Below are 26,611 nucleotides of genomic sequence, written 5' to 3'. Positions count from 1 at the left end.
CAAACCGAAGGTCTTGGCGCTCGCTCTTGCAATGAGCTCAGATGCGCGCGCAGTGATATGCCACTGTGCGATACGGAAAGCTGACGCGATCCTTTCCTTTCAACGCCGGATGCGTTGCGATCAATTCCGCCAGCGACGCGCGAATGTCTTCGCGATCGGCATGCGATGCGGCGGCGATGAAGCTCACGCTCATGAACCGGTCAATGATCACTTCCTGCGGCGAGCCCGTGTGCTCGTAGGCAAAGTGCGCCTCTTGCAGCGGAATGGATTTCTTGCACGATGCCGGCCCGATCTTGTCTGTTGAAGGTTCGACGTGGAGCAGCCGACATTATTTCGCCAGCCGCGCCATAAAAAATGCGTAAAGACTTGGCCCCGGCGGCGCGCGCAATGAAAAACTGCGGCGTGCCCGCATGAGAATCGGCGCCTCTTCACTCGGGTTCGCCCCACTCACCGTGATACTCACTGCATCCCACAACGAAGCGTCGGCCCACGGCTGGCGAGGTGCCATCGCACTGGCGGCGCTCGGCGTTGTCTATGGCGACATCGGCACGTCGCCGCTCTACGCACTGCGCGAATGCCTCAACCCCGAGCACGGCGTGCCGCTCACGCCCGATGCTGTGCTGGGCTTGTTGTCCTTGATCTTCTGGGCGCTGACGCTGGTGGTCACGGTGAAGTACATCGTGTTCGTGCTGCGCGCCGATCACGATGGCGAAGGCGGCATCATGGCCTTGCAGGCGCTCGCACGCCAGGGCATTGCCGGGCAGGCGTCGCATCCGTGGATGCTGCGGCTCATTGCAGGCATGGGGCTGACGGGTGCAGCCATGTTTTATGGCGACAGCCTGATCACACCAGCGATCTCCGTTTTGTCGGCCGTTGAAGGGCTGAACGTTGCAACGCCGCTTTTCAACGCGTACGTGCTGCCGCTGACGCTCGTCATTCTGGTTGCGCTATTTGCCGCGCAGCGCCTGGGCACCGGGGCCGTGGGCAAGGTGTTCGGGCCCATCATGCTGCTGTGGTTCGCCACGCTCGCCTGGCTCGGCGTGCAACACATCGCAGACGACCCGCGCGTGCTGCAAGCGCTCAACCCGCTGTGGGCAGCGCAGTTCCTCGCGTCGCATCCGGCTCAGTCGCTCGCAGTGCTCGGCTCTGTATTTCTTGCCGTGACGGGCGGTGAAGCGCTCTATGCGGACATGGGCCACTTCGGCGCACGCGCGATCCGGCAGGCGTGGTTCTTCGTGGCCTTGCCAGCGCTGGTGCTGAACTACTTTGGCCAGGGCGCGCTGGTGCTGAGCGACCCAACTGCTATCGACAACCCGTTCTTTCGCATGGTGCCCGCCTGGGGCGTGATACCCATGGTCATCCTGTCGGCGCTCGCAACCGTGATTGCTTCGCAGGCGGTGATCTCTGGCGCGTATTCGCTCACGGCGCAGGCGATGCGAATGGGCTACTTGCCGCGCCTTCGCATCGTGCAGACCTCCGGGCAGGCCATGGGGCAAATCTACATGCCGGCGGTGAACTGGCTGCTGGCCATTGGCGTGGTGGCGCTCGTGCTGTCGTTCAAGAACTCCAGCGCCTTGTCTGCGGCTTACGGCATTGCCGTGTCGGTGACGATGGTGACCACCACGGTGCTTGCGGCCCTCGTCGCGCTGCGTGTGTGGCGCTGGAACGCCGTGCTCGTGATCATGGGTGCCGCAGTGCTGCTGGGCATCGACACGCTGTTCCTGGCGGCCAACAGCCTGAAGATCGCCGAAGGCGGATGGCTGCCGCTGGCAGTCGCGGCAGTGGTGCTGGTCTTGTTCACCACCTGGGCGCGCGGCCGAAGCCTTGTGCACGAGCTTGCGATGGCAGGCCGCATCGAGATGCGTCCATTCGTGCAGTCGCTGCTGGCTGATGCGCCGCATCGCGTCAAAGGCACTGCCGTGTTCCTCACGGCCGAACCTGAGTTCGTGCCGCATGCGCTGCTGCACAACCTCAAGCATAACCAGGTCATGCACCAGCGCAACATCGTGCTGCAGGTTGTCGGCGTGGACTCGCCGCGCGTCGATTCAGCGCACCGATTCGACGTGGCTGACCTGGGCGCCGACTTCTGGCAAGTCACCCTGCGCCACGGCTTCATGGAAACGCCCGACGTGCCCGAGATGATGAAGGTGCTGTCGTACCAGCGCGGCATACCGCTGGAGACGATGACGACCACCTACTTCGTCTCCCGCGAGACGGTTGCCACAGGCCACCTCAAGCGCATGACGCTGGCCCGGCAAGCGCTCTTCGCGTGGATGCACCGCAACTCCAGCCGCTCGTCCGACTACTTCCACCTGCCGCCCAACCGGGTGGTGGAATTCGGCCGCAGGCCGCAAGGCCAGTGATAACCTGCGGCGATGGCCAGCGCCACTGAACCGCACAGCGACACGCAAGCCGCGCCGTCCTCCGCACGGCGCTCGTATGCCTATGCGGCGCTGTGCTGCGTTGCCCTGACGTTGCTGATGACGCCGCTGGCCAACCTGCTGGACCCGGCCAATGTGGTGATGCTGTACTTGCTGGGCACGGTAGGCATCGCATTGCGATGGGGCCGCGGGCCTTCCGCGCTCGCGTCAATGCTCAACGTGGTTGCGTTCGACTTCTTCTTCGTGTCGCCGCGCTTTTCATTTGCGGTGAACGACGTGCAATACATCGTCACGTTTGCCGTGATGCTTGCTGTCGGCTTGCTCACCGGCCAGTTGACGGCGGGCCTGCGCTTCCAGGCGAACATTGCGGCCAGCCGCGAGCGGCGTGCGCAGTCGCTCTTCGAACTGTCGCGCGAGCTTTCGTCTGCGCTGCTCGCATCGCAGGTGGTGCAGATCGGTGAATCGGCCGTGCAGCGGCACTTTGGCGGCAGCGCGCTGGTGCTGCTGCCTGATTCGCGCGATCCGCATGAGTCACTCGCACTTCCTGAACCCATGCCCGCCGGGTTCGAGGCCAGCATGGCGAATGCGGCTTATCGCACCGATCAGGCACTAGGCCCAACGACTGCCGACGTTGCAGCGCCCGCATGGCACTACGTACCGCTGGTTGCGCCGATGCGCGTGCGCGGCGTGCTCGCGCTACAGCCCGCGCAACCGCGGTGGCCGATGGCGAGCGAGCAGCACCAGCAGCTCGACACGTTTGCCCGCCAGATCGCCATTGCACTTGAGCGCGTGCACTACGTTGAGGTCTCGCACCAGGCGCTGATCGACATCGAGTCGGAACGCCTGCGCAATGCACTGCTTGCCGCGATCTCGCATGACGTGCGCACGCCACTCACGGCGCTGGTCGGTCTGGCTGAGACGCTGCGGCATTCACAACCAGCGCTGACGCCTGCGCAGGCAGAGAACGCAGCCGCCATCGCCGAGCAAGCCCGCGAACTCGCCACGCTGACCAACAACCTGCTCGACATGGCGCGCCTGCAAAGCGGCAATGTGAGCCTGCGGCTGGAGTGGCAGTCGGTGGAAGAAGTCGTTGGCTCGGCCCTGCGCAGCGTTCGCTCGGTGCTCGCGGGCAAAGAGGTGCGAGTGCATGTGCCTGCCGACTTGCCGCTGGTGGAATTCGATGCAACGCTGATCGAACGCGTACTGGTCAACCTGCTGGAGAACGCTGCGAAGTACGGCGCGCCGCCGATTGAAGTGTCAGCGCACGCGCAGGAAGGCAGCATGGTTTTGTCTGTGCGTGATCACGGCCCGGGTCTGCCGCCTTCGCTGCAAAGCCGCGAGCACCTGTTGTTCGAGAAATTCACGCGTGGCCATGCTGAATCAGCCACAACCGGTGTCGGCCTTGGCCTTGCCATCTGCAAGGCCGTGGTCGACGCACATCGTGGTGAGATTCGCGCGCGCAACGCATCGACCGGCGGCGCGGAATTCACGGTGACCCTGCCGCGCAAGCCTGCTCCCCTGTTGACCGAATAGCCATGTCCCGCCCCACCGCCGTCATCATCGAAGACGAACCGCAGATCCGGCGTTTCGTGCGCGCTGCGCTGGAAGGCGAAGGCTGGCAGGTGCACGAAGCCAGCACGCTGGCACGCGGCATCGTCGAGACGGGCACACGCAAGCCCGACTTGCTCGTGCTCGACCTGGGGCTGCCTGACGGCGACGGGCTCGATTTGATCCGCGAAGTGCGCGGCTGGTCTGCGGTGCCGATCATCATCCTGTCGGCGCGCACCGACGAGGCCGACAAGATCGCAGCGCTCGATGCGGGCGCTGACGACTACCTCACCAAGCCCTTCGGCGTGGGCGAGCTACTCGCACGCGTGCGTGCGAACTTGCGCAGGCCACGGGCGGCTGGTGGTGATGACGCGAATGAAGACACGACGGTGTTTCGCTTCGGTGCGGTTGAAATCGACCGGCAGGCACGGCTCGTGCGGCGTGCCGGTGTGGAAGTGCACCTCACACCCATCGAGTACAGGTTGTTGGCCGTGCTCGTCGCCAATGCCGGCCGTGTGCTCACGCACCGCCAACTCCTGCGCGAGGTGTGGGGCCCGTCTCATGCCGAGCAAAGCCACTACCTGCGCATCTACATGGGGCATCTGCGGCAAAAGCTCGAAGACGATCCGGCGCAGCCGCGACATCTATTGACGGAGACTGCCGTTGGATATCGTTTGATGGTCGTGCCGCAACATTGACTTCCTCCCTCCCCCTCTGGGGGAGGGCCGGGGTGGGGGCACGCCGCAAAACCTACTCCCCCTGCGCCACCTCATGCGCAGCCATAGTCTCCAGCCCCTTGACCAGTGCCGAGTGATCAAGCTGATCCCACCCATGCGCAGCACACACCTGCATCAACTGCGCCGCTGACGCAGTCTGCGGCAACGCGACACCCAGCGTCTTGGCGCCCGCAAGCGCAAGCCCCAGATCCTTTTGGTGCAGCGCAATCCGAAACCCCGGATTGAACGTGCGCTTGATCATCCGCTCGCCATGCACTTCAAGAATGCGCGACGCTGCAAAGCCGCCCATCAACGCCTGCCTCACCTTCGCCGGATCGGCGCCTGCCTTCGAAGCAAACAGCAGCGCCTCCCCTACGGCTGCAATATTCAGCGCCACGATGATCTGATTGGCGACCTTCGTCGTCTGCCCGTCACCGTTGCCACCCACCAGCGTGATGTTCTTGCCCATGAGCTGCAGCAACGGCCTGACGCGCTCGAACACCGCTTCGTCGCCACCGACCATGATGGTGAGGCTCGCGGCCTTCGCGCCCACTTCGCCACCCGACACAGGCGCATCGAGATAGTCGCAACCCAACTCGTTGACGGCTTGCGCGAATCGCTTGGTCTCCATGGGCGAGATCGAGCTCATGTCCACCACGGTCTTGCCTTTCGACAGGCCCGCAGCAATACCATCCTTGCCAAACAGCACCAGCTCAACATCCGGCGTGTCGGGCAGCATCAGGAAGACGACGTCTGCGGCCTGGGCCACTGCCGTGTTGGTCGGGCACACCGTTGCTGCGCTCAGCGCTTCGGGCACCTTGCTGCGCGTGCGTACGAACAACTCATGCCCAGCGGCCAGCAGGTGCTGCGCCATCGGCGCGCCCATGATGCCCAGCCCGATGAAACCGACCTTCATGCCTTGCCCCCTGCCCTGCCCGCGTTCATCTTCGCCATGACGGCTTGCGCACCCGCGGCCATCAGGCGCGCATCGGAACTCACGGTCACGAACTGGAAGCCCTTGCCGATGCGTGCCAGCGCCGTCTCTGGCGATGTGTTGTGAATGCCAGCGACCACGCCGTGCGCCTTCGCGCGCGCCAGGATGTACTCTACCGCCTGCGCGACTTTCGGCTCCAGGTCGTCCATCGACGGCTTGCAGCCCAATGAGAGCGACAAGTCCGAAGGGCCGATGTACACCGCGTCGAGCCCTTCAACCGAGAGAATGTTGTCCAGGTTGTCGAGCGCCTGCGCCGTCTCGATCATCGCGAACGTCACGATGGTGTTGTTGGCGTGGTCGGGATAGTCAGCACCGCTGTACAGCAACGCGCGCACGGGCCCAAAGCTGCGCGTGCCTTGCGGTGCGTAGTGCGTCCACGAGACGAGCTTTTGTGCGTCTTCACGCGTGTTCACCATCGGGCAGATCACGGCGTACGCGCCTGCATCCAGCGTGCGCATCAGCACACCCGGTTCCAGCCACGGCACACGCACCACAGGCACGGTGCCTGTCGTGGACACGGCCTGCAGCATCGTCACCATCGCCTGGTAGTCGGCCACGCCGTGCTGCATATCGACAGTGAGCGTGTCCCAGCCCTGGTGCGCCATCGTCTCGGCGGCAAAGCTGTTCGGGATGGCGAGCCAGCCGTTCACGGCGGCGCCGCCTGCCTTCCAGATCTCGCGCAGTTTGTTTGCTCTCATGGGTTTTGCTTTCAGCGGTCGAGCGCGGGGCGCTTCGGGTTGAATTTCCATCCGGGGATGAGGTATTGCATGGCGATGGCGTCGTCGCGCGAGCCCAGGCCATGCTGCTTGTACAGCTCGTGCGCCTTCTGCACTTCCTGCATGTCGAGCTCCACGCCCAGGCCCGGCTTCTTCGGCACCTCGACCATGCCGCCCACAATTTGCAGCGGCTCGCGCGTCAGGCGCTGGCCGTCCTGCCAGATCCAGTGCGTGTCGATGGCGGTCACGCGGCCCGGCGCAGCGGCGGCGACATGCGTGAACATAGCGAGCGATACGTCGAAGTGATTGTTCGAGTGCGAGCCCCACGTCAGGCCCCAGTCGCGGCAGGTCTGCGCCACGCGCACCGAACCGGCCATCGTCCAGAAATGCGGATCGGCCAGCGGTATGTCCACGGACTGCAATGACAACGCATGAGTGAGCTGCCGCCAGTCGGTCGCCACCATGTTCGTCGCCGTCGGCAAGCCGGTGGCGCGGCGAAACTCCGCCATCACTTCGCGGCCCGAGAAGCCGTCTTCAGCGCCGCACGGGTCTTCGGCATACGCGACCACGCCACGCATATCGCGCATGAGGCGAATCGCGTCCTTCAATAGCCAGCCGCCGTTGGGGTCGAGTGTGACGCGCGCCTTCGGAAAGCGCTCATGCAGCGCTTTCACCGCCTCGATTTCTTCTTCTGCGCGCAGCGCGCCGCCCTTGAGCTTGAAGTCGTTGAAGCCGTAGTGCTCGTACGCGGCCTGCGCGAGCCGCACGATAGCCTCGGGCGTCAACGCCTTGTCGTGGCGAAGGCGGAACCAGTCCGCCCTTGCATCCGGCTCGCTCGCATACGGCAAGTCGGTCTTGTGCTTGTCGCCCACGTAGAACAGGTAGCCGAGCATCTCGACTGAATCGCGCTGCTGGCCTTCGCCAAGCAGTGCAGCAAGAGGCACATCCAGAAACTGCCCCAGCAGATCAAGAAAGGCACATTCAACAGCCGTCACCGCATGAATCGTCGTGCGCAGGTCGAACGTCTGCAACCCGCGCCCGCCTGCATCGCGATCGGCAAAGAGGCGATGCATCTCCTGCAACACCGCCTGGTGATTGCCGATCGACTTGCCCACCACCAGCTCTGTCGCATCTTCCAGTGTCTGGCGGATCTTCTCGCCGCCGGGCACCTCGCCCACACCCACACGCCCGCTGCTATCCGTGAGCAGCAGCAGGTTGCGCGTGAAGAACGGGCCGTGCGCACCGCTCAGGTTCAGCAGCATGCTGTCGCGGCCCGCGACGGGGATCACGCGCAAGTCGGTGATGCGTGGCGTCGAATCGATCATCAATGCCAACTCAGTCGGCCTTGATGTTGCGGCTGGTGATCAGCTTGCCCCAGCGCGCGTATTCCGACGCCTGATAAGCAGCAAACTGCTCGGGCGTGTTAGCAACGATTTCAAAGCCCAGCTCCAGCAGCTTTGGCTTGACGGCCGGATCGTTCAGCGAAGCAACGATGGCGTCATGGACCTTCTTCTTCACGTCAGCGGGCAGGCCCTTGGGCGCTGCGACGGCTTGCCATGAATAGACGTTCGCCCCCTTCACGCCGCTCTCGTCGAGCGTTGGCACGTTCGGCAGCAGCGGCGAACGCTTCTCGCTCGTGATGGCCAGTGCGCGCAGCTTGCCGGCCAGGATCTGCGGCATGGCCGTATTGATGTTCATGAACGACGAATCGACCTGGTTACCCAGCAAGTCCGTCATCACCGGGCCGCCGCCCTTGTACGGCACGTGGATGCCAGTGGTGCTGGTCTGCAGCCAGAACAGTTCAGCGGTGAGGTGGTCGCTGCTGCCGTTGCCCGACGAGGCGAACGACATCTTGTTCGGGTTGGCTTTGAGGAACGTGATCACATCCGCCAGCGACTTGTGGGCCGACGCCGCCGGCACGACGAGCACGTTGGGTGCCTGCACGGCGATGGAGATGGTGTCGAAATCCTTCAGTGCGTCGTAGGGCACCTTGATCAAGTGCGGTGCGATGACGAACGGCCCGAGGGACGACACGAACAACGTGTAGCCGTCGGCTGGTGCGCGAACCACTTGCGCCGCGCCAATCGTGCCCGTCGCGCCTGCCCGGTTGTCAACGATGACGTTCGCGCCGCCGAGCTTGGCGGGCAACTGGTTCGACAGCGTGCGCGCGATCAGGTCTGTCGAGCCGCCCGGCGGGAACGGCACGACCAGCGTGATCGGCTTGCCCATCGGCCAGGCCTGCGCTTGCGCGGCGAGCGCGGCCACACCAAGAAGAATGGCAGTGAGTGCTTTTTTCATGAGAAATGTCTCCTGGATCGGCTGCGTGATAACGTTGTCATTTCGCGCATGCCTGAGGGGTGGATTGGCAATGAAAGCGGGAGTATGGTAACGTTGTCATTCAGCCGCTGTCAACACCGCCGGTCGCCGCCTGCCTGCTACCCCATGAGAAAGCCCACGCCCACGCCGAAACCCGCCACATTGCACGATGTTGCACGTGTGGCCGGCGTGTCGCTGATCACCGCTTCACGTGCGCTCAGCAATCCGGGTGTTGTGTCCGAAGGCACGATAGAGCGCGTGCGCGACGCGGTGATGAAGACGGGCTACACACCCAACCTGCTCGCAGGCAGCTTGAAGTCCAAGCGCAGCATGACCGTGGCGGGGCTGGTGCCCGTGATCTCCGTGCCGCAGTTCCTGCCGACCATCCGCGCGTTGACGGAAACGCTCGATGCACAGGGCTACCAGCTGATCCTCGGCCAGACCGGCTACGCGAATTCGCGTGAAGAAAAGTTGCTCAGCACCATGATCAGCCGCCGGCCCGATGGCGTCGTCATCACGGGGCTGGTGGGGTCGCAAACATCGCGCGACCAACTCAAGCGCCTGGGCATTCCCGTGGTCGAGATGTGGGACCTGAGCGCGCACCCGCTGGACATGATCGTCGGCTTCTCGCATCTGAAAGTGGGCAGCGCCATCGGCGGCTTCTTCCTCAACAAAGGCTGGCGCCGCGTGGGTGTTGCAACAGGTGATGACCACCGCGCGATGACGCGGCGTGAAGGCTTTTGCGCCGTGATCGGCCGTGAAGTGCCCACGGCCATCGTGCCCGCGCCCAGCAACCTGGAGATGGGCCGGCGCGCCATGGCGCAACTGCTGGCGCAAGACCCGAAGCTCGAGGCTGTGTACTGCAGCTCCGACGAATTCGCGCTGGGCGCGATCATCGAAGCGCAAGCGCGCGGCCTGCGCGTGCCCGGCGACATCGCCATCTGCGGGTTCGGCGATGCGGATTTTGCGGCGCACCTGATGCCATCGCTGACCACCGTGCAAGTTGACGGTGCCGCAATTGGCCGCCGCGCGGCGCAACTCATCATCGACCGCTGCGCGGGCCGCGCAGTGAAGGAACCCATCATCGATGTCGGTTTTCGAATCGTCGAGCGCGATTCAACGGGTGCGTCTGCCGCACGCAGGAAATAGGTTGCCAGCATGTCCGACGCCACATCAACCACGCCAACCACCTCAGCGCCCCTGTACATCACGATGCACCCGCACGACAACGTGGGCATCGTTGCCAACCAGGGCGGCTTGCGGGCGGGCGCCGTGTTCGCATCGGGCCTCATGCTGAAAGAGACGGTGCCGCAGGGCCACAAGGTGGCGCTGGTCGACTTGCCTGCAGGCAGCGCTGTGCGCCGCTATAACGTGACGATTGGCCGCGCGCTCAAGGACATTGCTGCGGGCAGCTGGGTGCACGAGCGGCTGCTGGAAATGCCCGATGCGCGCGGCCTCGACAACCTGCCTATCTCCACTGCAAAGCGCGAGCCGCTGCCGCCGCTGGCGGGCTACACCTTCGAGGGCTATCGCAACGCGGATGGCTCGGTGGGCACGCGCAACATCCTTGCGATCACGCAGACGGTGCAATGCGTTGCGGGCGTGACTGACTTTGCCGTCCAGCGCATCAAGGCGGAACTGCTGCCGAAGTACCCGCATGTCGATGATCTTGTGGCGCTGGAGCATGGCTACGGCTGCGGCGTTGCCATCGACGCGCCCGATGCCATCGTGCCGATCCGCACGCTGCGCAACATCAGCCTCAACCCCAACTTCGGCGGTGAAGTGATGGTGGTGAGCCTGGGCTGCGAGAAGCTGCAGCCTGAACGCCTGCTGCCGCCCGGCAGCTTTTCCATCGTCGACGCGCGAAGCGATGCCGCACTCGATGTCGTGTGCCTGCAAGACGACGCACATGTCGGCTTCATGGCGATGGTCGAGTCCATCATGCGGCAGGCTGAGCAACACCTTCAACGCCTGAACGCACGCCGCCGCGAAACGGTGCCCGCGAGCGAGCTGGTCGTAGGCGTGCAGTGCGGCGGCAGCGATGCATTTTCGGGCGTCACGGCGAACCCGGCCGTCGGCTTTTGCACCGACCTGCTCGTGCGCGCCGGTGCCAGCGTGATGTTCTCCGAAACAACGGAAGTGCGAGACGCCATCGACCAGCTCACGTCGCGCGCGAGCACGCCGGAACTTGCCGAAGCGATGATCCACGAGATGGCCTGGTATGACGCGTATTTGAAGCGCGGCGGCGCAGACCGCAGTGCGAACACCACGCCGGGCAACAAGAAGGGTGGCCTCTCGAACATCGTCGAGAAGGCGATGGGCTCTATCGTCAAGTCCGGCACCGCGCCCATCTCGGGCGTGCTCTCACCGGGCGAAAAGCTCAAGACCAAGGGCCTGACCTTTGCAGCGACACCAGCCAGCGACTTCATCTGCGGCACGCTGCAGCTCGCTGCGGGCATGAACCTGCATGTGTTCACCACCGGCCGCGGCACGCCGTATGGACTGGCGCAGGTGCCCGTGATCAAGGTCGCCACGCGCACGGAGCTCGCGACGCGCTGGCATGACTTGATGGACCTCAATGCAGGCACCATCGCAGACGGAACCGCCTCGATAGAAGATGTCGGCTGGCAGCTCTTCAAGCTGATGCTCGACGTGGCCAGCGGCCGCCAGCAGACGTGGGCCGAGAAGTGGAAGCTGCACAACTCACTCGTGCTTTTCAATCCTGCCCCTGTGACCTGACCGGTCACTCGCGCCTGCGCTGCACGAGCTTGCCCCGCGCCGGGTAGCATGGGCCATGAACTCAGCGACCCACAGTGCGTTATGGCCGACGCAGCCTGCCGTGCTCGTCACAGGTGCAACAGGCTTCATCGGCTCCGCGCTCGTCAAGCAGCTGGTGCAAGAGGGCAAGAGCGTCATTGCCTATAGCCGCAACGCGCACCGTGCCAGGAGCGCGCTGGGCGCGGGTGTGTGGGTGACGCAGCAGCTTGGCGACATCCCCGCAGGCACCCACATCGACGCAGTGGTTCACCTCGCAGGTGCGACGGTGCTGGGCCAGCCATGGACACACGCGCGGCGTGAACTGCTCGTGCGCAGCCGCACCAGCATCACGCAGGAACTTATCGCGCTGATGCAACGCCTGCAGCAGCGCCCCCGCGTGCTCGTGGCTGCGTCCGCTGTCGGGTTCTACGGCGTGCCAGCTGGCAATGCGCCGCTCGATGAACGGGCAGCACCCGAGCCGGGACGCTTCCAGTCGGACTTGTGCGTGGCCATCGAGCGTGAAGCGCAGCGCGCAGAAGCGCTGGGCGTGCGCGTGGTGTGCACGCGCTTTGGCATCGTGCTGGGTACAGGCGGCGGCGCTTATCCGGGCCTGGCCACTGCGAGCCGTTTCGGCCTGGGCGCGCAGCTGGGCGATGGCAACCAGCCTGTGCCCTGGATTCACCTGCAAGATGCAGTGGGCCTGATCGACTTCGCCATCACCAACGAGCAGCTGCGCGGCCCCGTCAATGCCGTTGCGCCTGATCTCAGGAAGCAGTCTGAGTTCGCCAAAGAAATGGCGCAGTCACTGCATCGCCGCGCGCTGCTGCGCGTGCCGCGCTGGGCATTGCGCCTGGGCATGGGCGAGATGTCGGAATTGCTGGTGGACGGCCAGTGGGTCGTGCCCGCCGCAGCGCAGGCTGCCGGTTATCGTTTCCAATTCGCTTCACTGCGCGAGGGGCTGGACAACCTCGCGCAGGCCCGTTCATGAAGGAGCCGCTCATGCGCATCACGCACATCGATCACTACAACATCCGCACGCGCCCGTCTGACCTTGCTGCCGTGCGCGACTTCTATGTGGACGTGCTCGGCCTGACCGAAGGCGCGCGGCCGCGCTTTCCCTTCCCGGGCTACTGGCTCTACGGCGGCTCGGAAGCGGCCATCCTCCACCTTGCCGCGACGCTGCCTGAGTCAGCGCCGCCGATCTCGCCCGACAAGCCCACGGGCCAGTTCGACCACATCGCGCTCAAGGCCACGGGTCTTGAAAGCGCGAAGGCCAAGCTGGCTGCGCGTGGCATTGCCTTTGACGCGCGGCTGGTGCCAGGCTGGAACATGATGCAAGTCTTCTTCACCGACCCGGCCGGGTTGAAGGTTGAGCTCACGTTCGACATGGAGCGCGAACGGCACGCGCTGTAAGGCCGCGCCTGCGGCTGCTGTCGGCCATTTGGTTCCACCATCCACTTGGATGGTGCTAAGATGGTTTTCATGCCGAAAGCCAGCACACGCTCCCTCACCTCGTCAGCCAAACCTGCCGACGAAAAGATCACCATCAACCTAGGTTGCGTCGATCTCGGCCAGATCGACTTGCTGGTGCAAGAGGGCTTCTACGCCAACCGCACCGATCTCATCCGCACAGCCGTGCGCAACCAGCTGGCCGCACACGGCGAGGCCGTCAAACAAGTCGTCGCGCGCAAGACGCTCACGCTGGGCATCCACTACTTCACCAAAGCTGATCTTCTGTCGCTCAAGGCAGCGCGAGACAAGCTGAACATTCGCGTGCTGGGCCTGGCGGTGATCGATCCCGACGTCACGCCCGAGCTGGCGCTGGCCACCATCGAATCCATCACCGTACTCGGCTCGCTGCAGGCAAGCCCTGCCGTGCGCGCCGCACTTCGCACACGCATTCACTGACACCCCATTCACGAAAGCCGCTTTTGAACTCCAACTTCCAGCGCCTGATGCAAGAGGCCACGCGCCTGACACGCTCACGCGATCTCATGGGCGCCACCGCCGTGATCCAGGCAGCACTGCAGTCGGCGGGCCTGCAGAAATCGCCCGTCCAGCAGCACACCGGCCGCGACGACATCGTGGTTGATGTGGATGCACATGAAGTCCATGCCGAGGCGCACACAGCAGCCACCCGGGCGATCGCACTGGATGCCAGGCCAGCAGATGCACCTGCCGTGCTGGAGGGCGACACCGTCACGAGCGGCCACTCGCAGGGCCGCGACTGGCAGCTCTACATTCCGCCACACCGCGCCGGCCAGAAGCTCGCGCTGGTGGTCATGCTGCACGGCTGCACGCAAAGCCCCGGCGACTTTGCAGCCGGCACGCGCATGAACGACGCTGCGCGCGAGCAAGGCTGCTTCGTGCTGTACCCCGCGCAGTCGTCCAAAGCCAACCCGCAACGCTGCTGGAACTGGTTCAAGCACACCCACCAGGCGCGTGGACGCGGCGAGGCGGCGATGCTTGCCAACATGACGCTGGAGATCATCGAGCGCTATCCCATCGACCCCGCGCGCGTGTATGTAGCGGGCCTGTCCGCCGGCGGCGCGATGGCGGCGATCCTGGCCGACGCTTACCCGGACATCTATGCCGCTGCCGGCGTTCATTCCGGGCTGGCCGCTGGCTCGGCGCAAGACCTCTCGTCGGCACTGGGTGCCATGCAAAAGGGCGGCACACCGGTGGCGCACAAAGCGACGGCGCGGCCCACGATCGTCTTTCATGGCGATGCCGACACCACCGTCCATCCGCGCAATGGCGAGCAGGTCATAGCGGCCACCACCGGGCCATCTGCGCGCACCGAGTCGTCCACGGGCCGCAGCACCGGGGGCCGCCGCTACACCCGCGCCGTGCACAAGGCCAGCGACGGGCGCGTCGTGGCAGAGCATTGGGTTGTTCACAGCAGCGGCCACGCATGGTCGGGCGGCAGCCCGGCCGGCTCGTACACCGACGCCAGTGGGCCCGACGCCACGGCCGAGATGCTCAGGTTCTTCCTGGAACACCCGCGCCGGTCTTGATGTGCGGGTCTTGATGCGCTGCGCTTAATGGGCTGCGCAAACGGCTAATCCGGCGGGTATTCGCACGACGGGGGTTTGGTGCCGGGGCGCTCGTGCGTCAAGATCAGCACCTGAAGATCCACACCCCCATTCGCCCGAGCGACACCGTGCCCCATCTTTCACCCTTCCCCTCGCCTTCGTTCATTAGCCCTCGCCCGGCCCCGTCTGCGCTGCGCGCAGCCATCACCAGCGCATGGCGCATACCCGAGCCGCAGGCCGTCGCTGCGCTGATGCCGCTGGGCCGCCTGCCCGCGGGCATCGCCGCGCACACGCAGCTGGTGGCCAGCGACATTGCGCAAACACTTCGCACACGCAAAGCATCGGCAGGCCGCGCAGGCATCGTGCAGAACCTGTTGCAGGAATACGCGCTGTCGTCGCAGGAAGGCATTGCGCTCATGTGCCTGGCCGAGGCGCTGCTGCGCATACCCGACAGCGCCACGCGCGACGCCCTCATCCGCGACAAGATCGCGCAGGGCCAGTGGCAGACGCATCTGGGCAAAAGCCCGTCGCTGTTCGTCAATGCCGCCACGTGGGGCCTGCTGATCACCGGCAAGCTCGTGTCCACGCACAGCGAGTCCGGCCTGTCGTCGTCGATCGGCCGCCTGGTGAGCCTGGGTGGCGAGCCGCTGATCCGCAAGGGTGTGGACATGGCGATGCGCATGATGGGCGAGCAGTTCGTCACCGGCGAGACGATTGGCGAAGCGCTGAAGAACGCTGCCGTGCGTGAGGCGGAAGGCTTTCGCTATTCATTCGACATGCTCGGTGAAGCGGCGCTGACAGCGCACGACGCGCAACGCTATCTGCGTGACTACGAATCGGCGATTCACGCCATCGGCAAGGCATCGGCCGGCCGCGGCATTTACGAAGGCCCGGGCATCTCGATCAAGCTGTCGGCCCTGCATCCGCGCTACAGCCGCGCGCAGCACGAACGCGTGATGGCCGAGCTGTACCCCGTGTTGCTGGGCCTGTGCGTGCTCGCCAGGCAATACGACATCGGCCTGAACATCGACGCAGAAGAAGCAGACCGGCTGGAGATCAGCCTCGACTTGCTGGAGCGGCTTTGCTTTGAGCCCGCTCTCAAAGGCTGGAGCGGGCTGGGCTTTGTGATCCAGGCTTACCAGAAGCGCTGCCCCTTCGTGATCGACTACGTGATTGACCTCGCCGCGCGCAGCGAGCGCCGGCTGATGATCCGCCTGGTCAAGGGCGCGTATTGGGATTCGGAGATCAAGCGCGCGCAGCTTGACGGGCAAGACGGCTACCCGGTGTTCACGCGCAAGCACTACACCGATCTCTCGTACATCGCGTGTGCCCGCAAGTTGCTCGCGGCGCCCGCGCAGATATTCCCCCAGTTCGCCACGCACAACGCGCACACACTCGCCGCCATCTACCACCTGGCCGATCCTGTGGCGTACACGCCGGGCCAGTATGAATTCCAATGCCTGCACGGCATGGGCGAGCCGCTGTATGAGCAAGTGGTGGGGCCGGTGGCTGATGGCAAGCTCGCGCGACCTTGCCGCATCTACGCGCCCGTGGGCACGCACGAAACGCTGCTGGCTTACCTGGTGCGGCGACTGCTTGAGAACGGCGCGAACACGTCGTTCGTCAATCGCATCGCCGACCAGACCATCTCCATCGACGAGCTGATCCGCGACCCGTCGGTGCAGGTCGAAGAACTCGCTGCTGTCGAGGGTGGGCTGGGCTTGCCGCATCCGCAGATTGCGGCGCCGCGTGCGCTTTACGGCGATGCACGCATGAATTCGAAGGGCCTCGATCTCGCCAACGAGAACACGCTCACTCAATTGGCGCAGGCCTTCGCTGCTTCAGCCTCGCAGCCATGGCTGGCCGCGCCGTTGCTGGCGGTGGATGTCCCCGCTGGCCAGACGCAAGCGGTACGCAACCCGGCGCAGCGTGACGATGTGGTTGGCCACACGCGGGACGCCACGCCTGAAGAAGTCGATCTTGCGCTGCACCACGCGCAGGATGGCGCCGCATCATGGGCCGCGACCGCGCCAGCACAACGCGCGCACATCCTGCAAACCGCTGCCGACGCGCTTGAGGCCGACATGCCGCGCCTGATGTCGCTGCTGATTCGCGAGGCTGGCAAGACCGCCTCCAACGCGATTGCCGAAGTGCGCGAGGCGGTGGACTTCCTGCGGTATTACGCGCGGCAGGCGAGCGACGGGTTCGACAACGAGTCGCACCGCCCGCTCGGGCCGGTGGTGTGCATCAGCCCGTGGAATTTTCCGCTGGCGATTTTTATCGGCCAGGTGTCTGCGGCACTCGCCGCGGGTAACACTGTGCTCGCCAAGCCTGCGGAGCAGACGCCTTTGATTGCTACCGAGGCGGTGCGTGCGCTCTGGGCCGCGGGCGCGCCACGCAGCGCCGTGCAGCTGCTGCCCGGGCGCGGCGAGACGGTGGGCGCGCGGCTGGTGAACGACGAGCGTGTGCAAGGCGTGCTGTTCACCGGCTCGACCGACGTCGCGCGCATCCTGCAACGCGCGCTTACCGGCCGTGTCGATGCATCAGGCAAGCCGATTCCGCTGGTGGCCGAGACAGGCGGGCAGAACGCGATGATCGTGGACTCGTCGGCGCTGGCAGAGCAAGTCGTGATCGACGTGCTCGCTTCGGCTTTTGACAGCGCGGGCCAGCGCTGCTCAGCACTGCGCGTGTTGTGTGTGCAGGAAGAAGCCGCAGACCGCGTGCTTGAGATGCTGCTGGGCGCGATGGCGCAGCTGCGTGTGGGCAACCCGGGGCGGCTGGCGGTTGATGTCGGGCCGGTGACTGATGAGGAGGCGCGCGCCAACATTGCCAGCCACGTCGAGCGCATGCGCGCGGGCGGGCTGCGCGTGCATGAAGTGAAGGGGCAGGATGCTGATTCACTGGCTGCTTCGCTGGCAGCGGGCACCTTCGTTGTGCCGACGCTGATCGAGCTGGGCAGCATCTCGCAGCTGCAGCGCGAAGTGTTCGGGCCGGTGCTGCACTTTGTGCGTTACCAACGCGAAGAGCTGGACGGCCTGCTCGGGCAGATCAATGGCACCGGCTACGGCCTCACGATGGGCCTGCACACGCGCATCGACGAGACGATTGCGCGCGTGCTGGGTGAAGGGCATGCGGGCAACATCTACGTCAACCGCAACATGGTCGGCGCTGTCGTGGGCGTGCAGCCCTTTGGTGGTGAAGGCCTCTCAGGCACAGGGCCTAAGGCGGGCGGGCCGCTGTACCTGCACCGGCTGCTGTCGCGCCGGCCTGCCGATGTGATGGCGCGTGTGATGTCGACCGCCGACGCAGCACCGACTGCGCAGCGCAACGGGCTGCGCCCTGTCGATTCGCTCGCAGCGTGGGCCAAGGCGGCGGGCTACAAAACGCTGGAGCAGTCATGCGAGCGCTTTGGCGAGGCATCGCGCAGCGGCGCATCGCAAGTGCTGCCCGGCCCCACGGGTGAGCGCAACGTGTACAGCCTGGTGCCGCGCCAAGCCGTGCTCTCGCTCGCGCAAGCCGACCGCGACAGGCTCGTGCAGCTGGCAGCGATCCTGGCCGTGGGCAGCCGCGCCGTGTGGCCGGCAACCTCGCAGGCCCTGCTGCAAAGCCTGCCGCCCGACGTGCAGGCCTGCATCTCGATAGCGAGCGACTGGAAGGCAGCCGCCGTGCAGTTCGACGCCGTGCTGCTGCACGGTGAAGCCGGTGAATTGCAGCAAGTGCGCGAAGCGCTCGCCGCACGCACTGGCCCCATCGTGTCCGTCGAGCGGATGAGCCCGGGTGAAGTGGATGTGCCGCTCGAGCGACTGGTGATCGAGCGTGCCGTGAGCATCAACACCGCCGCTGCGGGCGGCAATGCTTCGCTGATGACGATTGGTTAGGCGCGCGTCCGCTCGATCCACGCCACGACGCCCATGCCTGCGAGCATGGCAGCGACGAAGATCAACGCTTTGCCCTGGCCAAGCCCGAGCGCGACCACGGCGGGGCCGGGGCAAAAGCCGGCAATGCCCCAGCCGATGCCGAAGACCATGGCGCCGCCGACCAGCCTGCCGTCGATCGCGCGGGCGTCCGGCAGCCGCATCGGCTCGCCGAGAAGTGCCACCGTCGTCTTGCGTGCGAACGCGAAGGCGACACCGCCCACTGCAATGGCACCGGCCATCACAAACGCCAGCGATGGATCCCAGGCGCCAGCAAGATCGAGAAATCCGAGCACCTTGGCCGGATTCGACATGCCGGATACGACAAGGCCGATACCAAAGACCAGGCCAGAGAGGAACGCGGCGAGCAGTCTCATTGTCATACCTCAGATGCCCAGCAGGTGACGCGACAGCAAGACCGTCACGAAACCTGCAGCCATGAAAGCCAGCGTCGCAACGATGGACCGGCCTGACATCCGCGAGATTCCGCAGACCCCATGGCCGCTCGTGCAACCGCCGGACAAGCTCGTGCCTATGCCTACCAGCAAGCCGGAAGCGACCAGCGCTGCATCCCCGGCCTGTATGTCGATGGCGGGCAGTTGGCCGGCAAAGTGGTACAGCAACGGCGCTGCCACGAGCCCGCCAAGGAATGCCACTCGCCAGACAACATCGCCACGCGCGGGCCACAGCAAGCCGCTCAACACACCACTCACCCCGGCGATACGCCCGTTCAGCCAGATAAACATGGCAGCTGCAATACCTATCAGCAAGCCGCCAGCCAGCGATGCCCATGGGGTGAAAGCATTCCAGTCAATCTGCATCGGTGTGCCCCCTACCTTGGATAGACGTAAAGTTCCGCCGGGCTGCCCATCAAGTCAACGGTGCCCTCCAGCGTGGCACCCAGCGACTTCGCCAGCTTGATCGACGGCGCATTGGGCGGGCGGATCAGGCTGATGATGCGGCTCTTCTTCAAGTCTTCCCGCGCGACCTTCAAGGCGGCAACGCCTGCTTCTCGCGCGTAGCCATGGCCCCAGTAGTCGCGGCCCAGCACATAGGCCAGCTCGAATGAGGGCCAGCCCATCACGTCGATGAAGCCGAAGTGGCCAATGACAGTGCCGTCTTTCAGCGTGAGCGCATACAGGCCGTAGCCGAGCATCTGCCAGTGGCCCAGCATGCCGGCCATGACGCGCCAGGTGACTTCCGGCGTATTGGGCGTGCCCATGCCGACATAGCGCATCACATCAGGGTCGGCGCAGATGCGCGCGTACTGCTCGTGGTCGGCCAGCGTGAACTGGCGCAGCACGAGGCGTTCGGTTTCAACGCGAAGGGGAGCAAGGTTCTTCATTGGCGAGGCCCTCCTGTCATGCCTGGGCGGCCTTGCGGCTGCTCTTCCACGCGCCGAACATGATGACCAGGCCCGGAATCAGGATCATGGCCCAGATGATTTTCTCGAGGTTGTGCTGCACCCACGGAATGTTGCCGAACAGGTAGCCCACCGTGACGATGCTGCCCACCCACAGCGCGCCGCCCGTCACGTCGAACAGCGTGAACTTGCTGCGCGTCATCTGCGCAACGCCGGCGACGAAGGGCGCGAAGGTGCGCAGGAAGGGCATGAAGCGCGCGGCCACGATGGTGACGCCGCCGTACTTCTCGTAGAAGGCATGCGCCTGGTTGAAGGCGCGCTTGTTGAAAAACTTCGAGTCTTCCCACTGGAAGACCTTGGGGCCGAAGTGCCGGCCAATGGCGTAGTTGCTCTGGTTGCCAGCCACCGCCGCCGCAAACAGGATGCCGACAGACAGCGGATAGCTCATCAGCCCCACACCGCACATCGCGCCCACCACGAACAGGAGCGAATCACCCGGCAGAAAGGGCATGACCACCACGCCCGTCTCCACGAAGATGATCAGGAAAAGCAGCGCATACACCCACGCGCCGTAGTTGTGGATGAAAGCCTCCAGGTACTTGTCCACGTGGAGCAGAAAGTCGAACAGCAGCGATATCAATTCCATGGCGGGGATTATGGGCGAGCCTTCTGTGCGAGCGTCCCTACAATGGAAAAATGAACGCCGTCCTGTCTGCCCCTGCAAGCCGCCCCATTCGCGAACTGCCCGATGAACTGGTCAGCCAGATCGCCGCAGGCGAAGTGGTGGAGCGGCCCGCCTCGGTGGTGCGGGAACTGGTCGACAACGCGCTCGATGCCGGCGCGACGCAGGTCACGGTTCGCCTGCTCGCAGGCGGCGTGCGCCTGATCTCGGTGGAAGACGACGGCATCGGCATTGCGCGCGATGAACTCGCCATGGCCCTGAAGCGCCATGCGACGAGCAAGATCGCATCTCTCTCGGACCTGGAATCGGTCGGCACGATGGGCTTTCGCGGCGAGGCGCTGGCCGCTATCGGCTCTGTGTCTGAATTGACGCTGCTCTCGCGCACGGCAGCGCAAGCGAGCGCGTTCGCCCTGCATGGTTTGAGCGGTGAACTGCGCCCGGCCGCTCGCGCTGTGGGCACTACGGTTGAAGTCAAGGAACTGTTCTTCAGCACGCCGGCGCGACGCAAGTTCCTGAAAACCGACGCAACCGAACTGGCGCACTGCATCGAAGCCGTGCGCCGCCATGCGCTCGCACGGCCAGATGCCGGTTTTGCCATCTGGCACGACGGCAAGCTGGTGGAACAGTGGCGCATCGCCTCGCGCGACCAGCGCCTGGCCGACGTGCTGGGCGCGGAACTGCTGGAGCAAAGTGTGGCTGTCGACTACAGCGCGGGCGCGATCCGCGTGACAGGCCGCGCTGGCATTCCTGATTCAGCGCGCTCACGTGCTGACCAGCAGTTTGCGTACGTCAATGGCCGCTACGTGCGCGACAAAGTCATCACCCACGCTGCGCGCAGCGCCTATGAAGACGTGTTGCATGGCCAGCGGCAGCCAGTGTATGCGCTGTATGTGGAAATCGATCCGGCGCGCGTCGACGTGAACGTGCACCCGACGAAGATTGAAGTGCGCTTTCGCGATGGGCGCGAGGTGCACCAGGCGGTGCGTCATGCGGTGGAGTACGCACTGGCCGCGCCGCGTGCCGGTGTCGTTGCAACGCCGTTGATGCCGTTGGTCGATTCTTCGGCGGCCCGCACAACGCCAGTGTGGGCACAACCCTCGATGGAGTTCGCGCAGGGCGGCCATCGTGTGTCGGACTTGTCGGTGTTGTGGCCGCCGACGAATGCGCTGGTCGGCCGCGCCGAGTCTGGCGGTTCGACTGCTGCGGGGACTGCGGGTGCGCCCTCGGATGCGCGTGTTGATGCGAGTGTCGATGCGAGAGCAACTGCGACATCGGACGCATCCCCCCTGCCGCCTGGCGACTGGCCGTTGGGCCGCGCAATTGCGCAACTGCAAGGCGTTTACATCCTGGCCGAAAACAATCAGGGCCTGGTGATCGTCGACATGCATGCCGCTCACGAGCGCATCGTGTACGAGCGGCTGAAGCGCCAGCTCGATGCGAGCCAGGCCGAAGGCGGCGTCACGCGCTTGTCGAGCCAGCCGCTGCTGATCCCTGCGACGTTTGCTGCGTCACCGCAGGAGGTGGCAACGGCCGAGTCATGTGCCGATGCCTTGATGACGCTGGGCCTGGAGATCACGCCGTTCTCGCCCAAGACGCTTGCCGTGCGCGCCGTGCCCACGAGTCTTGCGCAGGGTGATGCGGTCGAGTTGGCTCGCAGTGTGTTGGCCGAGTTGTCGCAGCACGATGCCAGCACGGTGATCGAGCGTGCGCAAAACGAGATTCTTGGCACCATGGCCTGCCATGGCGCTGTGCGCGCCAACCGCAAGCTCACGCTCGACGAGATGAATGCGCTGCTGCGGCAGATGGAAGAAACCGAGCGTTCCGACCAGTGCAATCACGGACGCCCTACGTGGCGCCAGCTCACCATCAAGGAACTCGACGGGTTGTTTTTGCGGGGTCGTTGAATGAACTTTTCAACGCACAACAGCTCAGTACACAGATCATGAAACGCTGGAAACTCTGGACAAGCCTGGTGGTGCTGGGCGCTGCGATCCTCACGACGATGGGGTGCGCCACCCTCGACGAGAAACAGCGCGCATGGATCTTCCAGCCGAGCGACCGCAGCTGGGGTGGCAGCGCCGAGCTGGCAAAAACGATGGACAGCGTGTGGATCGACTTTGATTCGCGCATCACATCGCAACCCGTGCGGCTGCACGGCCTGTGGGCTGCCGCGGAGAAAAGCGCAGACAAAGGCCCGGTGCTGCTCTACCTGCACGGCGCACGCTGGAACGTCGAGGGCTCGTCACCACGCATCGACCGGATGAGAGACCTCGGGTTTTCAGTACTGGCCATCGACTACCGCGGCTTTGGCAAAAGCTCGCCCGGCCTGCCCTCAGAGACGATGGCTTATGAAGACGCGCGCGCCGCGTGGGACTGGCTCGCGAAGAAGTACCCGGACCGGCCCCGCTACATCTTCGGGCACTCGCTCGGCGGCGCGGTTGCGATCGACCTGGCTTCGAACGTCGATGACGAGCGCGGCACCATCGTCGAAGCAACGTTCACCTCAATTCCCGATGTGGCCAGCACGATGAAATTCGGCTGGCTTCCCGTCGGGCCGCTCATCACGCAGCGGTTTGATTCAGCGCAGAAAGTGGCGAATATCCGCTCCCCGCTGCTCGTGGTACATGGCAGCAACGACAACCTCATCTCCAGCGAGCTGGGCCGCAAACTCTACGACGCGGCACAGGGCAGCAAGAAGTTCCTGCTGGTCGAAGGCGGCTCGCACCACAGCACGATGGCCATGGGCTTTTCGCAGTATCAGCAGGCGCTCGCGGACTTGTTCGACTTGAAGTCGGCGCGCAGCAATCCGTAAAGGCCGGAGTCCGACACTTCGCCGTTGACGATCCAGCGCTCGCGCAAGTGGCCCTCCTTGACGAAGCCCAGCCGCTCGAGGCTGCGTGCAGACGCCGTGTTGCGCGGGTCGATATCGGCCTCCAGGCGCATCAGGTCGAGCTCGTTGAATGCGAACGCAACAACGGCCTGCAGCGCTTCACTGATGTAACCATGGCCCCACGCAAATCGCGCCTGCACATAGCCCAGCTCCGCACGCTTGCACTGCGGCATGAAGTTGAACAGGCTGCAGCCGCCGATGTACACGTCGTCTGACTTGCGCACGATCGCCAGCGAGATGTGCTCATTGGCAGTGGTGCCGGCTACGTTGCGCGCGACGAACTGATGCGCCTGGGCGATGTCCGTCCACGGGCCATGCGAGAGGTAGCGGCACACATCCGCGTCGGTGTACAGGGCAAAGAGCGCTGGCGCATCGCTCTCGCGGTGGGGCCGCAGCAGCAGGCGATCGGTCTGAAGCTCGATCTGGTGGAAGGCAATGGTCATTCGTTTTGTTCAATGGGCCGGTGTTGTGTGCCAGCGCCCATGGTCACGAAAAACAGGCGCGTGGGGCCGTGCAACTTCGCTGTGTGCCACACGCCGCGTGGAACGACCACAGCGGCGCGGTCTCGCAAATGCAGCGTCTTCACGCCTTCGGGCAGTTGCAACACAAAGTCCGCCGCGCCAGACAGCAGGTACACGAATTCATCGGCTTCGGGGTGCATCTCCCAATGCGGCCAGTCGCTCGCGCCCCCCGATTCGGTGATGAGCCAGCCGCGGCCGAATGCATCAACCGCCTCCTCGCCCTGCTGCCAGAAAGCCGCGCCGCCCGGCACAATGGCAGCCTCACCTTCAGCGGTGAGATGCACGTAGGTTTGTTCAGGGTCGAGGGTTTGCGTCATGGTCGATGTCGTCATGTGTGCAGGGCGCAAATTGGCGTGTCTGCGGGCTACCGCGCATTCACCGGCTTCGAGAAATCGAGCTCGCTCGCCTTCGCCGTGCCGGTGATGCGCCCCGGATATTCCAGCCACGTCATGGCGATATTCAGGTCGTCGATCACGCGCGCGGCTTCCAGCGTGTTGCCGTTGCCCAGGTTCATCGACTTGGTGGTGTGTGCATCGTTCACGAGCGTCAGGTCGTAGCCGCGCTCGAGCGCGCCATAGGCCGTCGCGCGAATGCACCAGTTGGTCGCGCAGCCGGCCAGCGTGATGTGCGTGGCACCGAGGCGCGCCAGCTCGGCGTCAAGGCCCGTCGCTTCGAACGACGAATTGAAATTTTTGTGGATGCGCACATCGCCCTCAGCGGGAACCAGCTCGGGCACCCACTGCCACTCATTGCTGTCGCGAACGAGTTCATTGTCGTTGTGCTGCACCCAGATGACCGGCACGCCCTGCTCGCGTGCCCGCTGCACCGCCAGCGCAACATTGCCCACCACGCGTGGCGCTTCCCACGCGCCGTCGACAACGCCGACTTGCACATCAACCACCACCATCACGGGCTGGCTGCCCTGGCGAACTGTTGCCATGTCATTGCTCCTTAGCTTGCCTCTGGGGCGTGGCACACGGCTTCAAAGTTGTGCCCGTCCGGGCCGATGACGAAAGCGCCGTAGTAATTGGGGTGGTACTGCGGACGCAGGCCGGGCGCGCCATTGTCTTTGCCGCCTGCCGCCAGCGCTGCCGCGTAGAACTGCCGCACTTGCTCACGGTTGGTGGCCGCAAATGCCATGTGGATGGGGCCGGGGCTGCTGCCGAACGAGCCGAACCAGAAGTTGCCCTCGCCCTGACGGCCCACCATCGCCCAGCCCTCGCCTTCCATGGTGATGCCGATGTTCAGTGGCGCAAGCGACGCGACCAGAAACGCTTTGGTCTGCGCGAAGTCGGAAACATTGAAGCCGATGTGATCAAAGACCATGAGGAAGCTCCGGTTGGACAAAACAAGAACGACAGAACAAAACAAAGACAAAAACAAAAAGTCTAGCGGCTCGGCATGACGACACCGACGCGCCTGTCGGGCAGCAACAGCGCCTCGGCCCGCGCGCGGTCGAGCACATCGACCAGCCAGCTTTGCGCGCACCAGCGGTCGTGGCACCGCTCCATCCCGCGAATCATCAAATCGTCATGCCCCATGCGAACCAGCGCCGGGCGATAGAGCGTGGCCAAAGGCGCGCGCGCCACCCCTGCACTGGCCGTCCACTCCATCGGCCACAGCACCAGCGTGTGCACCTCGCGGTGCCATCGCGTGACGACCTGCCCGACCAACGGAGAGCGCCGCCGCTGCGCCTTACGGCCTTCGATATAGAGGAGGGTGACTGCAGCATGCACTGTACAAGCATACAGCTATTGTGCCAAGTGGGTACGACCAGATTACCTGCCAACTTAAGTGCTCCACGATGGACGGGCACGGTATTTGTAGCTATATTCAGCGCCAATTACGGAGCCAATATGGAAGCCATTTTTGCGGACCTCTCAGTCAGCATGTCCGAGTTCAAAAGAAATCCGGCGGCTGTGCTGCGCGAGGCAAATCACCGGCCTGTCGCTGTGCTGAATCACAACCGGGCCGCGTTCTACATGGTCGAGCCACCTTTGTTCGAGGCGCTCATGCAAGAGCTGTCCGACCAGGAGCTGTACCGCAAAGTCCTGCGACGCATGGCCGACAAGTCCAAGGCAGTCGAGGTGGACATTGACAGTCTCCAGCTACGGCGAGGCGCAAAGAAATCGGTGTTGCGTCCCTTTTCTGCGAAGTCGAAGACGAAAGCGGCTGCCACCAAGCCCACCGTGCCAGTGCGCAAATTGCAGACCAAGGAGTGACGCTTGGCGTCATTGGCGCGTCATAGCCCTGCGACACATAAGGGCTACAACGTAGCTACACTATGCGTGTCAAACCCTGAAGGTGCCCATCATGTTGACTGTTGACGTTCGCTGCCGTGTCGAACCTGAGCTGAAAGAAGAGGCGACCGCCATTCTCAAGGCCTCGGGGCTGGATGTGAGCACCGCCATACGCCTGTTCTTGCGCAGCGTCGTGGATACCGGCGGCATGCCGATGACCATGCCCCGCCCCAACCCGACCACGCTAGCGGCCATCCGCGACGCCAAGGCAGGCAAGACAAGCCGTACGACGCTCGCGGACTTCTGAGCGTGCCGCGACATCTTGAAGAGACCGGGCAGTTCAAGCGAGACAAGAAGCGAATCAAGGGATCCGGTCGCTACGACTGGGAGAAGATGCGCACGGTCGTCAAGGAATTGATGAACGACCGAGTTCTGCCCGCAAAGTATCGAGACCACGAACTATCTGGCGAGTACGCAGGTGTACGCGAATCCCATATCGAGGGAGATTGGCTCCTCATTTACGACAAGGACGGCCCGC

General features: G+C 64.5%; 27 protein-coding genes and 2 pseudogenes. 15 read left to right on the top strand and 14 right to left on the bottom strand.

Annotated features, from left to right (window positions below):
- Positions 1–37: 37 nt before the first annotated feature.
- The gene (locus tag GHT07_RS12115) at positions 38–193 is read right to left on the bottom strand and encodes a hypothetical protein (protein ID WP_153585333.1); all 156 of its coding nucleotides are present in this window, start codon (positions 191–193) and stop codon (positions 38–40) included.
- A 217-nt stretch (positions 194–410) separates the two neighbouring features.
- Here GHT07_RS12115 and GHT07_RS12110 point away from each other — a divergent pair, with 217 nt between their 5' ends.
- From GHT07_RS12110 to kdpE, 3 genes and pseudogenes are all read left to right on the top strand, one after another.
- Entirely contained in the window at positions 411–2,363 is a 1,953-nt protein-coding gene (locus GHT07_RS12110; RefSeq protein ID WP_153585332.1) for a potassium transporter Kup, read from the top strand.
- 75 nt (positions 2,364–2,438) lie between these two features.
- A pseudogene (locus GHT07_RS12105) lies at positions 2,439–3,914 on the top strand (DUF4118 domain-containing protein); the annotation flags it as partial.
- A gap of 2 nt (positions 3,915–3,916) precedes the next feature.
- On the top strand, positions 3,917–4,627 hold the full coding sequence (gene kdpE / locus GHT07_RS12100) for a two-component system response regulator KdpE (RefSeq protein ID WP_153585330.1): 711 nt from the start codon (positions 3,917–3,919) through the stop codon (positions 4,625–4,627).
- Positions 4,628–4,679: 52 nt separating this feature from the next.
- On the opposite strand, the gene GHT07_RS12095 is transcribed toward kdpE, so the two are convergent.
- The 4 genes from GHT07_RS12095 to GHT07_RS12080 are packed head-to-tail and all read right to left on the bottom strand — an operon-like array spanning position 4,680 to position 8,653.
- Complete coding sequence (locus GHT07_RS12095) at positions 4,680–5,561, bottom strand: 2-hydroxy-3-oxopropionate reductase (RefSeq protein ID WP_153585329.1); 882 nt, start codon at positions 5,559–5,561, stop codon at positions 4,680–4,682.
- Positions 5,558–6,337 carry an HpcH/HpaI aldolase family protein gene (locus tag GHT07_RS12090; protein WP_153585328.1) on the bottom strand — a complete coding sequence of 260 codons (780 nt, stop codon included), beginning with the start codon at positions 6,335–6,337 and terminating at the stop codon, positions 5,558–5,560. The genes GHT07_RS12095 and GHT07_RS12090 overlap by 4 nt, the downstream gene beginning before the upstream one ends.
- An 11-nt stretch (positions 6,338–6,348) precedes the next feature.
- Positions 6,349–7,680 carry a glucarate dehydratase gene (gene gudD, locus GHT07_RS12085; RefSeq protein ID WP_153585327.1) on the bottom strand — a complete coding sequence of 444 codons (1,332 nt, stop codon included), beginning with the start codon at positions 7,678–7,680 and terminating at the stop codon, positions 6,349–6,351.
- A gap of 10 nt (positions 7,681–7,690) precedes the next feature.
- Entirely contained in the window at positions 7,691–8,653 is a 963-nt protein-coding gene (locus tag GHT07_RS12080) for a Bug family tripartite tricarboxylate transporter substrate binding protein (protein ID WP_153585326.1), read from the bottom strand.
- Positions 8,654–8,797: 144 nt separating this feature from the next.
- Between GHT07_RS12080 and GHT07_RS12075 the strand changes: the two genes are divergently transcribed.
- The 7 genes from GHT07_RS12075 to putA all read left to right on the top strand — a co-directional run bounded on the left by GHT07_RS12075 (position 8,798) and on the right by putA (position 18,341).
- Positions 8,798–9,820: a LacI family DNA-binding transcriptional regulator gene (locus GHT07_RS12075; RefSeq protein ID WP_153585325.1), complete on the top strand. Its 1,023-nt coding sequence runs from the start codon at positions 8,798–8,800 to the stop codon at positions 9,818–9,820.
- A gap of 9 nt (positions 9,821–9,829) precedes the next feature.
- Positions 9,830–11,410: a galactarate dehydratase gene (garD, locus tag GHT07_RS12070; RefSeq protein ID WP_153585324.1), complete on the top strand. Its 1,581-nt coding sequence runs from the start codon at positions 9,830–9,832 to the stop codon at positions 11,408–11,410.
- Between the two features lie 55 nt (positions 11,411–11,465).
- On the top strand, positions 11,466–12,416 hold the full coding sequence (locus GHT07_RS12065) for a TIGR01777 family oxidoreductase (RefSeq protein ID WP_153585323.1): 951 nt from the start codon (positions 11,466–11,468) through the stop codon (positions 12,414–12,416).
- Between the two features lie 11 nt (positions 12,417–12,427).
- Complete coding sequence (locus GHT07_RS12060; RefSeq protein ID WP_194792917.1) at positions 12,428–12,841, top strand: VOC family protein; 414 nt, start codon at positions 12,428–12,430, stop codon at positions 12,839–12,841.
- Between the two features lie 69 nt (positions 12,842–12,910).
- A complete protein-coding gene (locus tag GHT07_RS12055) occupies positions 12,911–13,336 on the top strand; it encodes a CopG family transcriptional regulator (RefSeq protein WP_153585321.1) in 426 nt (141 codons plus the stop codon).
- Positions 13,337–13,359: 23 nt separating this feature from the next.
- Positions 13,360–14,445 (top strand): extracellular catalytic domain type 1 short-chain-length polyhydroxyalkanoate depolymerase, encoded by a 1,086-nt coding sequence (locus GHT07_RS12050; RefSeq protein WP_228488313.1) that lies wholly within the window; start codon positions 13,360–13,362, stop codon positions 14,443–14,445.
- 146 nt (positions 14,446–14,591) lie between these two features.
- Positions 14,592–18,341: a trifunctional transcriptional regulator/proline dehydrogenase/L-glutamate gamma-semialdehyde dehydrogenase gene (gene putA, locus GHT07_RS12045; protein ID WP_323740909.1), complete on the top strand. Its 3,750-nt coding sequence runs from the start codon at positions 14,592–14,594 to the stop codon at positions 18,339–18,341.
- Here the strand turns inward: putA and GHT07_RS12040 are convergent.
- The 4 genes from GHT07_RS12040 to GHT07_RS12025 are packed head-to-tail and all read right to left on the bottom strand — an operon-like array spanning position 18,338 to position 20,386.
- The gene (locus GHT07_RS12040) at positions 18,338–18,754 is read right to left on the bottom strand and encodes a DUF6691 family protein (RefSeq protein WP_153585319.1); all 417 of its coding nucleotides are present in this window, start codon (positions 18,752–18,754) and stop codon (positions 18,338–18,340) included. The two genes, putA and GHT07_RS12040, sit on opposite strands and share 4 nt — an antisense overlap.
- A gap of 9 nt (positions 18,755–18,763) precedes the next feature.
- A complete protein-coding gene (locus GHT07_RS12035) occupies positions 18,764–19,198 on the bottom strand; it encodes a YeeE/YedE family protein (RefSeq protein WP_153585318.1) in 435 nt (144 codons plus the stop codon).
- Positions 19,199–19,209: 11 nt separating this feature from the next.
- A complete protein-coding gene (locus GHT07_RS12030) occupies positions 19,210–19,722 on the bottom strand; it encodes a GNAT family N-acetyltransferase (protein ID WP_153585317.1) in 513 nt (170 codons plus the stop codon).
- A gap of 16 nt (positions 19,723–19,738) precedes the next feature.
- On the bottom strand, positions 19,739–20,386 hold the full coding sequence (locus tag GHT07_RS12025) for a VTT domain-containing protein (protein WP_153585316.1): 648 nt from the start codon (positions 20,384–20,386) through the stop codon (positions 19,739–19,741).
- Positions 20,387–20,436: 50 nt separating this feature from the next.
- Between GHT07_RS12025 and mutL the strand changes: the two genes are divergently transcribed.
- The gene (gene mutL / locus GHT07_RS12020) at positions 20,437–22,326 is read left to right on the top strand and encodes a DNA mismatch repair endonuclease MutL (protein ID WP_153585315.1); all 1,890 of its coding nucleotides are present in this window, start codon (positions 20,437–20,439) and stop codon (positions 22,324–22,326) included.
- A gap of 38 nt (positions 22,327–22,364) precedes the next feature.
- A complete protein-coding gene (locus GHT07_RS12015; protein ID WP_153585314.1) occupies positions 22,365–23,234 on the top strand; it encodes an alpha/beta hydrolase in 870 nt (289 codons plus the stop codon).
- On the opposite strand, the gene GHT07_RS12010 is transcribed toward GHT07_RS12015, so the two are convergent.
- The 5 genes from GHT07_RS12010 to GHT07_RS11990 form a co-directional block, all read right to left on the bottom strand.
- Positions 23,180–23,755 (bottom strand): GNAT family N-acetyltransferase, encoded by a 576-nt coding sequence (locus GHT07_RS12010; RefSeq protein WP_153585313.1) that lies wholly within the window; start codon positions 23,753–23,755, stop codon positions 23,180–23,182. The genes GHT07_RS12015 and GHT07_RS12010 overlap by 55 nt on opposite strands.
- Positions 23,752–24,165 (bottom strand): cupin domain-containing protein, encoded by a 414-nt coding sequence (locus tag GHT07_RS12005; protein WP_228488312.1) that lies wholly within the window; start codon positions 24,163–24,165, stop codon positions 23,752–23,754. The genes GHT07_RS12010 and GHT07_RS12005 overlap by 4 nt, the downstream gene beginning before the upstream one ends.
- 32 nt (positions 24,166–24,197) lie before the next feature.
- Positions 24,198–24,773: a cysteine hydrolase family protein gene (locus tag GHT07_RS12000; protein WP_153585312.1), complete on the bottom strand. Its 576-nt coding sequence runs from the start codon at positions 24,771–24,773 to the stop codon at positions 24,198–24,200.
- A gap of 11 nt (positions 24,774–24,784) precedes the next feature.
- Complete coding sequence (locus GHT07_RS11995; RefSeq protein ID WP_153585311.1) at positions 24,785–25,159, bottom strand: VOC family protein; 375 nt, start codon at positions 25,157–25,159, stop codon at positions 24,785–24,787.
- A gap of 62 nt (positions 25,160–25,221) precedes the next feature.
- Positions 25,222–25,569: a hypothetical protein gene (locus GHT07_RS11990; protein ID WP_153585310.1), complete on the bottom strand. Its 348-nt coding sequence runs from the start codon at positions 25,567–25,569 to the stop codon at positions 25,222–25,224.
- A gap of 120 nt (positions 25,570–25,689) precedes the next feature.
- Between GHT07_RS11990 and GHT07_RS11985 the strand changes: the two genes are divergently transcribed.
- The 3 genes and pseudogenes from GHT07_RS11985 to GHT07_RS11975 form a co-directional block, all read left to right on the top strand.
- On the top strand, positions 25,690–26,055 hold the full coding sequence (locus GHT07_RS11985) for a type II toxin-antitoxin system Phd/YefM family antitoxin (protein ID WP_153585309.1): 366 nt from the start codon (positions 25,690–25,692) through the stop codon (positions 26,053–26,055).
- A gap of 91 nt (positions 26,056–26,146) precedes the next feature.
- Positions 26,147–26,380, top strand: a complete 234-nt coding sequence (locus tag GHT07_RS11980) for a type II toxin-antitoxin system RelB/DinJ family antitoxin (protein ID WP_153585308.1) — start codon at positions 26,147–26,149, stop codon at positions 26,378–26,380.
- Between the two features lie 2 nt (positions 26,381–26,382).
- A pseudogene (locus GHT07_RS11975) lies at positions 26,383–26,604 on the top strand (type II toxin-antitoxin system YafQ family toxin); the annotation flags it as partial.
- Between the last annotated feature and the right edge of the window lie 7 nt (positions 26,605–26,611).

It is taken from the genome of Caenimonas koreensis DSM 17982 (genome assembly GCF_009646335.1).
Classification (GTDB): domain Bacteria; phylum Pseudomonadota; class Gammaproteobacteria; order Burkholderiales; family Burkholderiaceae_C; genus Ramlibacter; species Ramlibacter koreensis.
Note: the sequence above shows the minus strand (reverse complement) of the source record. Positions and strands in the feature narration are given on the sequence as shown.